The 12,764-nt window shown below is 45.9% G+C and carries 14 protein-coding genes; 9 read left to right on the top strand and 5 right to left on the bottom strand.

The genetic code is table 11. The features are described from left to right. Positions 1–69: 69 nt before the first annotated feature. The gene (locus NA330_RS01105) at positions 70–1,050 is read right to left on the bottom strand and encodes an NAD(P)H-dependent flavin oxidoreductase (RefSeq protein WP_023241923.1); all 981 of its coding nucleotides are present in this window, start codon (positions 1,048–1,050) and stop codon (positions 70–72) included. 173 nt (positions 1,051–1,223) lie between these two features. Continuing rightward, positions 1,224–2,132, bottom strand: a complete 909-nt coding sequence (locus tag NA330_RS01110) for a LysR family transcriptional regulator (RefSeq protein WP_001176641.1) — start codon at positions 2,130–2,132, stop codon at positions 1,224–1,226. A 412-nt stretch (positions 2,133–2,544) separates the two neighbouring features. On the opposite strand from NA330_RS01110, the gene NA330_RS01115 reads away from it, so the two are divergent. Beyond that, the gene (locus NA330_RS01115) at positions 2,545–2,733 is read left to right on the top strand and encodes a DUF29 family protein (RefSeq protein ID WP_001276021.1); all 189 of its coding nucleotides are present in this window, start codon (positions 2,545–2,547) and stop codon (positions 2,731–2,733) included. 274 nt (positions 2,734–3,007) lie between these two features. On the opposite strand, the gene NA330_RS01120 is transcribed toward NA330_RS01115, so the two are convergent. After that, positions 3,008–3,340 carry a DUF1493 family protein gene (locus NA330_RS01120; RefSeq protein WP_023241922.1) on the bottom strand — a complete coding sequence of 111 codons (333 nt, stop codon included), beginning with the start codon at positions 3,338–3,340 and terminating at the stop codon, positions 3,008–3,010. Between the two features lie 887 nt (positions 3,341–4,227). On the opposite strand from NA330_RS01120, the gene NA330_RS01125 reads away from it, so the two are divergent. The 5 genes from NA330_RS01125 (at position 4,228) to NA330_RS01145 (ending at position 6,469) form a co-directional block, all read left to right on the top strand. Next, the gene (locus NA330_RS01125) at positions 4,228–4,617 is read left to right on the top strand and encodes a hypothetical protein (protein WP_001044696.1); all 390 of its coding nucleotides are present in this window, start codon (positions 4,228–4,230) and stop codon (positions 4,615–4,617) included. A 2-nt stretch (positions 4,618–4,619) separates the two neighbouring features. After that, positions 4,620–4,973 carry a hypothetical protein gene (locus NA330_RS01130; protein ID WP_000418733.1) on the top strand — a complete coding sequence of 118 codons (354 nt, stop codon included), beginning with the start codon at positions 4,620–4,622 and terminating at the stop codon, positions 4,971–4,973. 413 nt (positions 4,974–5,386) lie between these two features. Beyond that, positions 5,387–5,635: a type II toxin-antitoxin system Phd/YefM family antitoxin gene (locus NA330_RS01135; protein ID WP_000885424.1), complete on the top strand. Its 249-nt coding sequence runs from the start codon at positions 5,387–5,389 to the stop codon at positions 5,633–5,635. Then, positions 5,625–5,909 carry a type II toxin-antitoxin system RelE family toxin gene (locus NA330_RS01140; RefSeq protein WP_000221343.1) on the top strand — a complete coding sequence of 95 codons (285 nt, stop codon included), beginning with the start codon at positions 5,625–5,627 and terminating at the stop codon, positions 5,907–5,909. Before NA330_RS01135 ends, NA330_RS01140 begins: the two co-directional genes overlap by 11 nt. Before the next feature lie 170 nt (positions 5,910–6,079). Next, complete coding sequence (locus NA330_RS01145; protein WP_000194089.1) at positions 6,080–6,469, top strand: RidA family protein; 390 nt, start codon at positions 6,080–6,082, stop codon at positions 6,467–6,469. Between the two features lie 57 nt (positions 6,470–6,526). Here NA330_RS01145 and NA330_RS01150 read toward each other — a convergent pair whose 3' ends face one another. Both NA330_RS01150 and NA330_RS01155 read right to left on the bottom strand, forming a co-directional pair. Next, positions 6,527–7,600 carry an S-adenosylmethionine:tRNA ribosyltransferase-isomerase gene (locus tag NA330_RS01150; RefSeq protein WP_000954689.1) on the bottom strand — a complete coding sequence of 358 codons (1,074 nt, stop codon included), beginning with the start codon at positions 7,598–7,600 and terminating at the stop codon, positions 6,527–6,529. 192 nt (positions 7,601–7,792) lie between these two features. Then, entirely contained in the window at positions 7,793–8,281 is a 489-nt protein-coding gene (locus tag NA330_RS01155) for a MarR family winged helix-turn-helix transcriptional regulator (RefSeq protein ID WP_001293635.1), read from the bottom strand. Positions 8,282–8,325: 44 nt separating this feature from the next. Between NA330_RS01155 and NA330_RS01160 the strand changes: the two genes are divergently transcribed. The 3 genes from NA330_RS01160 (at position 8,326) to NA330_RS01170 (ending at position 12,691) form a co-directional block, all read left to right on the top strand. Further along, entirely contained in the window at positions 8,326–9,834 is a 1,509-nt protein-coding gene (locus tag NA330_RS01160; RefSeq protein ID WP_023241920.1) for an FAD-dependent oxidoreductase, read from the top strand. Then, on the top strand, positions 9,824–11,065 hold the full coding sequence (locus NA330_RS01165; protein WP_023241919.1) for an MFS transporter: 1,242 nt from the start codon (positions 9,824–9,826) through the stop codon (positions 11,063–11,065). The genes NA330_RS01160 and NA330_RS01165 overlap by 11 nt, the downstream gene beginning before the upstream one ends. 69 nt (positions 11,066–11,134) lie before the next feature. Beyond that, positions 11,135–12,691, top strand: a complete 1,557-nt coding sequence (locus tag NA330_RS01170; RefSeq protein WP_072103187.1) for a PhoPQ-activated pathogenicity-related family protein — start codon at positions 11,135–11,137, stop codon at positions 12,689–12,691. Positions 12,692–12,764 lie beyond the last annotated feature (73 nt).

A 12,764-nucleotide genomic window follows, 5' to 3' on the forward strand; every position in this document is an offset into this window, starting at 1 on the left:
TGTGTCAGAGGGCCGCTGCGCGCCAGGCCGTTTCGCAAAGTTCGATTGCTTTTGCAGTCAGTACTGCCCTTAACAAATGGCCAGCTCGTTCACGACCTCAGCTACGCTCTTGATGCTGCGGATATTTCCAATGCCCGTGCCCAGCGCAATGTATCCTTCATCTGTATTACCTTCCAGCATGCCGATACGCAACCCGCGTAAACCTCCCATCGTCTGGGCCAGTTCTTCATTGCTTGCACCAGCTTTATCCATCGACACGAGCTTGTCAGCCAGCTTGCCAGGCAGTGAGCGGTAGTAATCTGGCAGAGTACGGAAAAGCAGCAAATCCAGGCCGTTAGCATTAATGATTTTATCCTTTACTGACTGCGGCACACGGCTTTCTTCTGTCCCAATAAACACCGAACCAGCAAAGACACCCTCTGCTCCCAGCGCATGGGCAGCACGGGCGGTACGGCTATCGGCAATCCCGCCTGCAGCCATGACGGGAACACTCTTCACCGAGTCCGCAATCAGCGGCACGATCGAAAAGGTGCCAAGCGCGGTGCCAGGCAATGTGCCACCTTCATCAAAACCTGTTGCAACAATAATGTCGGCGCCGGCTTTTTCCGCTAAACGTGTATTTTCAGGTGTCGGATTAATATCGCGGTAAATAATTGCAATACCCGACTCTTTTAGTTCATTAAACAGCGAAGTGATAATAGCTCCTTCTCCGTAACCGGTATAAACAACAGCTTTTACTCCCTCTTCCTTTATTACCTGTAGGATAGGCGGAGTCCAGATGTCGTTTTCAGGGGTTGGAATAAGGTTCACCCCGAATGGTTTTTCGGTAAGTTTTTTGGTTTTACGAATTTCTTCACGCATTTTTTCTGCTGTTTCTTCAGGCGTTGATACAGCAGTTTCCGCTGTTAAGCCCGCATTTGGGCCAAGCACACCCAAACCACCGGCGTTGCTTACGGCTGCAACCAGTCTTGCATCGGTAAGCCAGGACAGTGGGCCTTGTATAACAGGTTTTTCGATACCCAGGATCTGGCAGATACGGTTGTACTTCATGAGGTGATCTCCTTCGAACAAATTTTCAGCCAGCCTTTTAGGCGACTGTGGTAGTTAATTAATCTGAAGAAGATCTTAAGCCTCTTTATTGTTACGAAAAACCACCCAATCTTTAAAACAGAATTACTGATAAAGTAACAATAGTCAGGTCGGATATGCACGAAAGAGCGTTATCAGAGATGTGCATCCGGACCAAAAACCTCGCACAGCCAGTCGATGAATACGCGAACTTTAGGTGCCAGATACCGACGATCCGGGTAAAGCAGTGAAACCGGTTTTGGCGGGGGCGGGAAATCAGTGAGGATCTCTGTCAGCTCTCCACTGGCAATAAAGGGTGCAAGAGACGGACGCAATCCGTGTAGAACACCCAACCCCGCCAGCCCGCATGAAAGAAACGCTTCTGAATTGTCTACCAGGATGCTGGAGGGAATTTTTATTGACGCGATACTGCCATCAACCGTGAATTTCCACTCCATTATCTGCAGGCTGTGATTACTGAAAAAATTTACAGCCCGGTGGGACTTCATCAGCTCATCGATAGAGTGCGGCGTGCCATGCTTCGCAAGATAAGATGGCGCAGCACAGGTCACCATGGCTGCCGTTCCCAGACGTCTGGCAACAAAACTGGAGTCATTAAGCTCACCAAGTCGTATGACGCAGTCCACACGCTCGGCAATCAAATCAATCTTGCGATCGGACGTGCCAAGTACAATCTCAATATCCGGGTATCGGTTCTGAAAATCTCCAAGAGCCGGAATGATGACTGCCCGGGCGAGCGTAATAGGGACGTCAAGGCGCAGGCGGCCTTTCGGCGGTTGCGTGCTGGAAAATAATCGCCGGACGTCGTCCAGCTCGCTTAAGAGCGACAGGCAACGCTGGTAAAACTCTTCCCCTTCATCCGTCATACTGACCTGTCGTGTTGTACGATGCAGGAGCTTAACGCCCAGATCATGTTCCAGATTCTGAACGGCGCGGGTAACAGCAGGGCGGTGCAGCTCAAGCACTTCCGCCGCGCGGATAAAGCTCCCTTGCTCTACCACATTGACATAAATATTCATGGCTTCCAGCATATTCAGCTGCATCTGTTCTCAGTCCTCAACCATTATTTGTGTCGAAGGGGGAAGCTCCTTATAACATTCCTGTCTGCTGGAACATATCCCTTTCTGAACCGATTGTTTCATCTGGAGTAACATACTGCTATCGATATATGACTTTTACCGGGTGGTTGAGGTAAGACATGTCATTTGTAAAATCGCTACCAATTCTTCGCAACTTTTTTGGATGTTCGGCGGCGTCGTATACAAAAACAAACAGGCCAGGCGATACGGTTACGCATGTGCAGGTCATGCCAGGCTCGACGTTAAAATACGAACTGATAACCGATGAATTATGTTTGACCGCCGCCAGTGTAGGTGGCGAGTATGAATGCAAGACATTGGCAGACAGTGAATAATCAAACCTCATGAAATGAGGTTCCCATTGATTTTTTAGCCCATGTCAGCGCAGCGCAGGAAAATTGCCCGTCGTCTGGAAAAAAGCCCGTTATTAAAACGGGAACTGTCGGAAATGGCTGTTGAGTCCTACGGCGATGCCATGTTATCTGCAGCGCGTGAAAAGAGTTTTCCGTCTGAAATGCCGTGGGCGCTCGCTGATGCGCTGCGCGACGATTTCATCCCGGACTGACACACTGACATTGACGAATCGGTCACAATGGCCGGTTTTTTTATGCCTGCGCGGCGTGTGCTGCGTGAAATCGTGTGCAGGATAGCGGGTGCAAATCAACAGAATTTACGCAGCGTCACGGCAGGGAAGGGATCAAACTTATGGGCCAGAAGTTTTTTGACATGCACGAATCCAGCCGCCTTAACATGTCTTTTAAATGTTCTGGTGCATTTAACATAATATACATTATGCGCACCATAATAGCGGAAGGCGAAAAGCAGCCCCCAAGCGTGAATCAGTCATACAACCAGCGACCAGCCCTGGCAGACGCAATGAGCATACCTATCGTGAACTCCGGCACCTGAGGAATATCGTTTTTGCGAAACGGATTAAGCAAATGCTTTAGCGGTGGTTCTGGCGGATAGTATGTTGTGATCGAGAAATTCCCTTTATCTACATTGAATGTCGTAAAAAAATCATCCATCAATGCCAGTGCTTCATCATCTTCCAACCGTAGATCTGAATCCAAATCTGTTGACGGTGTCAGTTCTTTTTTCTTAAAAAGGTAAATTCCATCATGGCTTCTTACCAGTTCATAAATCCGCTGTTCAAGAGTATCACTTACCATATTTTATCGCTTCCCCTGGCAATGCGTTTGAAGGACGAGCGCCGAAATGCTGCCTGCTTGTTTTTATTGATGATGCTATCGGTCACCTGATGCACCTCCGCTTTGGTGAGACTGAATCAGCCTTTGGTATGATGAGTTAAGCCGCAGGGCTATCGGGAAGTATATCGAGGTCTGGCACTACCCGGATGGTCATAAAGAACTCCGCCTTAATGACGCTGTTCTTCCCTACTCCACCTGTGATCGGCTCCAGGAAATCGTTGAGCGAACAGCGGAGTTCGCATAGTTACCCCTTCCGGATGTGTTTCCGACACCGTGCCGATGCCGGCTATTTTCTGCAGCCAATACGTTTCCGCATAGGGTCAGTATATGCAGATTATATATGTAGCAGATGCAGGACATATGGATATGTGTTACCTATCCCTCTGAAGTTTGCCAGTGCAGTCCGCTGCTCCACCATCAACTGACGAGTGCTTCGAAGAGCCTTCATATCCTGCTGCTCAACTGTTTTGATGGCAACGAAATGATTTCCTGGATTTATTGATATTGAGGATGAATGGTCAGATTGCCAGGTTGATGGCGAAAGATTGAATGAAGATATTACACGCGCAGTAGATAACTATTAAACATGGAGTTTTTCCGAAAAATCTTAGGGTGTTTAAAAACAAGTTATTATATTCGCCACTTCACTATATCATCCTGCTGCTATTGGTAAATCTGCACCTGATACACGAGGATCATACACCACTAGTACAAAAGATTTATGAAAAAAGCGATGTCTGGAGAGGTGTAAAAAAATTAACAGCCTCAGGAATGAGACAAACGTGCAGTATTACCAACACTGAATGTTCTTGGTTGGGTGATTTTTAAACACAAGGAAAGGGTAAATTATGAACAAAACCGTGTATGTACCAAGCTACTTCCAACCTATCTACAAAGAGGTAACGGTCAAAGTTCCCACCGGAAATACAAAACGATTTCTTGGATTTATTGATATTGAGGAAAAAATCCGCAAAAAAGAGGTAGTACAGGAAGGATGGTCAGATTGCCAGGTTGATGGTGAAAGATTGAATGAAGATATTACACGCACAGTAGATAAGCTCAACCAAGACGGATTTGAAGTTATTAGCATAACGCCAGTAACGTCCGGAAACTGGGGATTTAAATATGACTCAGGGTCTATCAACAATGGAACCGGCAGAGGTGGATATGGTTACGGATATGGTTACTCTTATACCGAAGGTGTTTTAATCCTCGCAAAGGAAAAGGGAGCTTATTAAATATGGAGTTATTCCGAAAAACTTTAGGGGGTTTAAAAGCAAGTTATTATATTCGCCATTTCATTTTTGGCGCGATAATTTCAACATTCTTTATTTACATCTCTATGCAGAATCCTTCTGGGATGAAGGTGGGTAATGTAATATTCTTTGTTATCAATGCGTTACTTTATCCATATGCAAGATTCGTATATGAGCAGGTTGTTTCGTTCATAATGGGTGAAAATGTCTTCTTCATCAATGCGATAGTGATGTTAATGGCTAAGGTCATCACAATGTGCTTATGTTGGATATTTTCAATATTTATCGCTCCAGTTGGATTGGCATATCTTTATTATTATCATTCCAGGGGTGATTAGGTATTGGAAAATAGCAATTGGTTCGCCCAATGACGTTATGCTAAAAAGGCCGTTGCGGGATCCGATTTTCGCAGCGGCCTTTTCAACAGCCGTACATTATGCGCATTTAAATTGTAGAGGCCCAATGCTAATGCCTATTTGTAGCCATTTTTGTCCAGGTTTGTCGACCAGTGTCCTGAGCACCCAGATGGCCGCGCTGCGCCTGGGTATCTCTGTCCGTCACTTCCGAGTGTGATCTTACTCACATAATGTGGACGCTCTAAGCGAGGTTCTGGACATCTGAACTTAGCCTTGAAAAAAACCGTCAGCTGCCCGCATCCCTGACTGGGCTGGCGCTGAATCTCTTTCGGGAAGGGTGCTTTTATTAGTACTATTAAAGGTGCTATATTTAGTCATCAACCAAGAGGTAAATTATGGCATTTCAAATTTTAACGACTACTGCAGCAAGCATTACAGAACTGAAACGTGATCCAATGGGAACTTTCAATGCCGGAGATGGCGCTCCAGTTGCCATTCTTAACCGCAATGAACCGGCTTTCTACTGTGTGCCTCCGGCACTTTATGCTCATCTTATGGATATTCTTGAGGATGAAGAACTCGGTCGTATTATCGATGAGCGTGCGAATGAACGCGTCATTGAGGTCAACATTGATGACTTATAAGCTGGCATTTAACGAATCAGCACTAAAAGAGTGGAAAAAACTGGGTCATACCATACAGGAACAGTTTAAAAAAAAGCTAAGGGAACGGCTTGAAAACCCTCGGGTTCCGGCTTCTCAATTACATGGAAGAAAGGATCAGTACAAAATTAAGCTGCGTGGTGCAGGATACAGACTGGTGTACAGCGTCGAAGATGAAATTATCACGGTAACTGTCATTGGTGTTGGAAAGCGTGAAAATGATGCCGTCTACAAAATGACACGACACAGAAGCTAATCACTCAGGAAATGCTCTCTTTCCCGTCAAGCGATACGACAAACAGGCTCAGTTCTTTTATGTGACGGCACCTTGACATATGCCACGTATATGAAACTATGGCCTACGTTGTGTATGTGACATTCATTTTATTCCCGCCCGGAGTGTTTACGCTATCTGAGGATAACATTATGACGCAACGTATCGCGGTTTTTCCTGCTGACCGCCATTCTCTGTATGAGGAACATGGGTATTCCGCAGCCATCCGTTCTGGTGATTTACTGTTTGTTTCAGGCCAGGTAGGCAGTCACACAGACGGAACGCCGGAGCCTGATTTTCAAAAACAAGTGAGGCTTGCTTTTGAAAACCTGAAAGCAACACTGACTGCAGCAGGATGCACATTCGATGACATAGTGGATGTCACCACCTTCCATACCGATCCAGAGCAACAACTTAACGACGTGATGGCGGTGAAACAGGAGATATTTGCCCATCCCCCTTATCCTAACTGGACCGCTGTTGGCGTTACCTGGCTGGCCGGCTTTGATTTCGAAATAAAGGTTATTGCCCGAATCCCCTGATGCTTATTCTCGGTAAAACCGGTAGCATTATGTGTACCGGTTTTATTTTATTCATCCCTACCCTACATCCTGTATGATTAACATGCAATCACCAAACATATCGAACTGACATGACTGGATATCTTCTGAGGCATAGGCCTTCATGAGTAGATCAACCCCAGCAAACTGACCAGTTAACACCATATGCGTCGTTTTTGGCTGATGTAAGTTCGTTAGCAGGCAGTCAACCACTTTCAGTTGATAGCCTGGATGTATATAAAGCGCAGTCCAGCCAGAACTTGCTTTGAGGCAATTGTGTTCCCTCGAATACGCAGATTCCAGACATCGTGTAACGGTAGTTCCTACGGCAAAAATACGTCCGCCATTTTGCTTCGCAGTATTAATGATATCCGCTGTAGCTTGTGGAACCTCGTAGTATTCTTCGTTGATAGTCACTTCCTCTACACATTTTGTTTGTATTTTTCTGTTGGACAACATTTCTGTTGATGCAACATGTAAAGTGATGAAGGATATTAACCCACCTTTATCTTTGATTCTTTGGATAAGATCCCAGGTAAAATGAATGCCGGCAGAAGGTATTTCCAAAGAGCCATACTTTTTAGAAAAAACGGAACGGTAAGCATCTGGATATTTATAAAACAAGCTGGAGTCCACATACTCATCAAGACGCTCACCATGACTGGCTAAATAGCAAATTAAGGCCTCATGATTTTCCACGACGGCCCGGTACTGGCTCTCCTCGCTAAACCTTTGTTCTATCTTAATGGAAATTTCAGGGTTATCAACCAAATAGAAAACATCATTCGCGTTAAGCCTTTCTTTTAAAAGTCCGGAAATAATTACTCTATTATTTGGTAAAAATCCCTCTAAAACAATTTTAATTAACCTATTCTGTCTTGTTTTACAGATAAACATATGGTTTATTATAGTACTGTCGTTAAAACAGATTACATCACCTTCTTTGATATAATCTGTTAATTTACTAAAGTCTACCTTATGAATTTCCCCTTTACTCCGGTTGAGGACAAGCATTTTACACTTTTCCCTGTATGAATCATTGGCTATCCAATGAGGTCTGAGTGGGATAGTCATCTGATCGGTAATGCGAAAATCATATTTTTCGGTAAGCATATATTTACCCTTTGAAAAACCATTGATACGGCGATTGTTATATAGCCGTATTCTGCAGTATACGTTGGCCTTTCAAAGGGTGAAAATTAACTCAATAAATGTTGTTGTTATATTTACTTTGCTGGATATTTAATCAATGTCAGATACCGATATTAAGCTGGACGATCGGATTTGACCGCCCTTTTCTTTTGCTTATTCCGGCATTGAAGCATCGCTATCCATTGCATCGGCAAACTTTTGCATTAACCGAACAAAGACATCAAGTTCCTCCTGAGGCCAGTCTTTAAAAACAACTTTGCCCATTTGCTCTCGAGCAGCGTCTATACGCTCCGTCATCGCCTTTCCTGTCCGGGAAATAACGGCCTCGCGTATACGACGATCGATGGCATTATGTTGCCGTATTATCAACCCCAGCTTCTCCAGTTTGGCGACCTGTCGGCTCACCGTCGTATAATCACGACCGGCACGTTCGGCTAACTCAACAACGCCAATCGGCCCTAAACGTTCGATACTAATAAGGATCGAAAATAGCGCACGATCGAGTTGAATCCCCGCCTCTGCAATTAATTTCTCATCATTACGAGGCCGGTTAAGCGCGCTCACCACGCGAATCAACGCACCGTGAAGCGCCTTCATTTGCTCGGAAATATGTGTATCTTGCACATTTTTATTTTCTGACATAGCATGTCTCCTCTTATGTGCATAATACACATATCGGAGAGACGATGACAAGATACACCACTACAGATGTACTGATCTGCGGCGCTGGCGTTACCGGGCTTACTTTAGCCATCGAACTGGCGCGTCACGGGGTCTCATTTCGCCTGATTGAGAAAAGAACGACGCCTTTTATCGGTTCTCGCGGTAAAGGTATTCAGCCGCGAACGCAAGAAATCTTCGAGGATCTTGGAATACTCAATAAAGTGGTCGCCGCCGGCGGGCTCTATCCCCGATTACGAACCTACCGTCACGACGGAAGCTATGTAGATTCAGATATTGCGCATCATACAAAACCGACCCATGCCGAACCCTACCATCTGCCATTGATGGTTCCACAGAACGTGACAGAAACGATTATGCGAGAGCAATTAAAAGCGTGGGGACATCGGGTGGAGTTCGGCTGCGAGTTACGGCATTTTGCGCAAACCCCACGCACGGTCACCGCGTATGTTGCCGGGCCGGCTGGAGAAGAGGTCATCATCGCGCATTATTTGATAGGCGCGGATGGCGGCGGAAGCTTTGTCAGAAAGAAATTAGGCGTCAGCTTCCCCGGTCGTACGTTGGGAATCCATGCGCTTGTGGCTGACGCTTCGCTTTCCGGTCTGAACCGGGATGTATGGCACCATTTTAACGATGGCGATATGGCGCGGATGATAACGATTTGCCCTCTCGCCGGCACGCAGCTCTTTCAAATCCAGGCGTTGTTGGCCCCGGACGACTCGCAGAATTTCTCAGCCGACGTGCTCACGGCTTTTCTTACTGAACGAATCGGGCGGACGGATGTTCGCATCCATTCGATTCCCTGGGTATCGAAGTACCAGATGAATGCGCGCATAGCGGAACATTACCGTGTGGGTAAGGTATTTTTAGCCGGTGATGCCGCTCATGTGCATCCGCCGACGGGTGGGCAAGGGTTAAATACCAGCATCCAGGATGCCTATAACCTGGGATGGAAAATGGCAGCCTCGCTGCGGGGCGCAGGAAAAGAACTTCTCGATAGCTATGAACAGGAACGCCGCCCGGTAGCCGAATCACTGCTCCACCTTTCTACCCGATTACTTGACTCTCAAAAACAGGGTGGCATCAAACGAGAACGCGACGTTCAACAACTTGACATCCAGTATACCGACTCCCCCTTAGCCCACACGTTGCCCGAACGTCAGCATGGGTTACAAGCGGGAGAAAGAGCTCCGGATGCTCCTCTTTTGGGCGCCGGCGGCCAATCATTACGATTATTTCAGTTACTACAAGGTCCGGACTGGAATCTGTTGGCCTACGAAACCCACGGTAAGGTCATCGATGCGCGGCGAAATCTGCGTATTCATCACATTGGCGAGCAGGACGAGCTCATCGATACCCTGGGGCACTTCCGGGAGTCCTATCAACTGGCGCCGGGTCAATGCGTGCTGATCCGACCCGATGGCTATGTCGGCGCATTCTTTCACAGCAAACAGAGCAACGATATTGAAAATTATCTCTCTCGTTTTGCCATAGGGATTAAAGATGAATACTAATGTCTATGAGAACACCGACAGCGAAACTATCACCCCGCTCAACAAGCGGCGTATTTTGCCTGTTTTCCTGCTTGTCGGCCTTTACGCCGCCAGTACAGCGGCTGTAATGTCGGTACTGCCTTTTTATATCCGCGAGATGGGCGGTTCGCCGCTTATCATTGGAATCATCATCGCCACTGAGGCTTTTAGCCAATTTTGTGCGGCGCCCCTGATTGGCCACCTTTCCGATCGCGTTGGCCGCAAGCGAATACTGATTGTCACGCTGGCTATTGCGGCGATAAGTTTACTATTACTTGCCAACGCGCAATGTATCCTGTTTATCCTGCTCGCCCGCACGCTTTTTGGCATTAGCGCCGGGAATTTGTCAGCCGCCGCAGCCTATATTGCCGATTGTACGCACGTCAGAAATCGGCGCCAGGCAATCGGTATCCTCACAGGCTGCATTGGTTTAGGCGGTATTGTCGGGGCAGGCGTTTCCGGGTGGCTATCGCGTATCAGTCTGAGTGCGCCGATCTACGCCGCCTTTATACTTGTCCTTGGGTCTGCCCTGGTCGCGATTTGGGGGTTAAAAGACCCGTCCACAACATCACGTACCGCAGATAAAATAGCGGCGTTCTCTGCCCGCGCTATTTTAAAGATGCCAGTCCTTCGCGTCTTAATCATCGTAATGCTTTGTCATTTCTTCGCCTATGGCATGTACTCTTCACAATTACCTGTTTTTCTTTCTGACACCTTCATCTGGAATGGGCTTCCCTTTGGGCCAAAAGCGTTAAGCTACCTGTTAATGGCGGACGGGGTTATTAATATTTTCGTTCAGCTATTTCTGTTAGGTTGGGTGAGCCAATATTTTTCGGAGCGAAAGCTAATTATTCTAATTTTCGCCCTTCTTTGTACTGGATTTCTCACTGCGGGTATCGCCACGACCATACCAGTGCTTATTTTTGCTATCGTTTGTATTAGTATCGCTGATGCGCTAGCCAAACCCACTTATCTTGCCGCCTTGTCCGTCCATGTATCGCCTGCCCGACAAGGTATCGTCATCGGAACGGCGCAGGCATTAATCGCAATCGCTGATTTTATATCCCCCGTATTGGGTGGATTTGTCCTGGGTTATGCCCTGTATGGTGTCTGGATCGGTATAGCTATCTCTGTCGCCATTATTGGTCTGGTGACGGCAATGATTTACCTTTCAAAAAGTTCAGTGCTAATAGCGAAACCAGAAATAGAATAATGTGACAACGTCACAAGCATTATTACTCCCTTCTTCCCTTATTTATCAAAAGTATTGTACTTATATTGAATGTTTAAGAGGTATTTATGGAAATTATGCTGGTTGGCATTTGCCCTTGTAAAGCGCGGGGAAAGCATGAAAAAAATATATCTCGTTGTTATCGTACTGTTTTTTATTTCCACAAAAGTTTATACACTACTTCATAACAACATCTTCTTTTGTCGAAACAGCCCGGAGTGTGATTTGTCTCATGTTCTCCCCGACTACCGGGAGAAGATTTCAGGCACACCGCTAAAATATACCTTGATTAGTACAGCTCCATTAGCACAGGTTGTAGTCAGACACTATGAATTATTATCGCAACACTGGTCGCCAGATGACATGGTAACCCCTGCGCAATGGCGACATAACGTTGATATTTATATCCCTGAAACGGCAAAAGAGCACCATGCTTTGGTGGTTGTAAACAACGGAATTAATTATGATAAAGGCGTACAAATCACTGGTAAACCTGGTGATTTCCCCCAGGAAACACTGGCAAGCATCGCCCGTGATACGAATACCATCGTAATATCAGTGAGTGATATACCTAACCAATATTTAACCTTTCAGGATGATAAAAAACCATTGAAAGAGGACGAAAGCGTTTCCCGAAGCTGGGCATTATTTATGGAAGCGCCGGAGCAACGTGAGTTAATGCCTTTAAATATTCCTATGGTCACTGCCATATCGCAAGCGATGAGATTAGCAAAAAAGGAGTTAACGCAATGGAATATAAATTCCTTTATCATTACAGGTATTTCAAAGCGTGGGTGGACCACCTGGTTGTCAGCTATCGCCGATCCTGATGTTGAAGCAATTGTTCCCTTCGCCATTGATCTACTTGATATTGATGCTTCACTTGAGCATATTTATCAATCATACGGTGGAAATTGGCCCATTACATTCTACCCCTACTACCAGCAAGGCATAGATGAGAAAATAAAATCCCCCACATTTACCCAGCTAAGGCAAATAATAGATCCGCTAAGATATCTCAACACTATTTATCAACCCCGCCTTGCAATACCGAAATATATTATTAATGCAAGCGGCGATGATTTTTTCGTACCAGACAATACTCGTTTTTATTATAGCAAACTTCCTGGCGTAAAATCATTACGTATAGTGCCTAATATGAACCACTACTCAATTAACCAGTTCGCTGAAGAAAGCCTCGTTCCATTTATTAATAGGTTTCAAAGTAAAAAAACATTACCGCAGTTGATCGGCCTTATTCACCACCATCTTCTTACGGTCTATTTCTCAGAAGCGCCGGTAAAAGTCGTTCGCTGGACAGCCAACAATCCAAATGCGCGTGATTTCCGTTATGCCTGTGGCATCCGCTATCAGCCGCTTACAATAGATATTCCCGCCAACAATAAGATCAGTATTACGTTAAATGAACCGAAGACAGGTTGGGAAGCTACCTATATCGAAGCCACTTTTAATGATGGCTATGTCGCCACGAGTCAGGTTTATATTACGCCCGATGAAAAATACCCACAGACAGCGCCACCTTCCGTTAACGCCGCATGTCAAACGTTACCGGGGCGTGGATTAGGGGAAAACGATAGTCCCGATTGAATTTTCAAGTAATTGTCTGATTTTAAATAATTTTATCCATCACGCTTGCGATGGATAAAAATCCTCTGCGATA

This window comes from Salmonella sp. NW722, from assembly GCF_051702785.1.
In the GTDB taxonomy this organism is placed as follows: domain Bacteria; phylum Pseudomonadota; class Gammaproteobacteria; order Enterobacterales; family Enterobacteriaceae; genus Salmonella; species Salmonella enterica.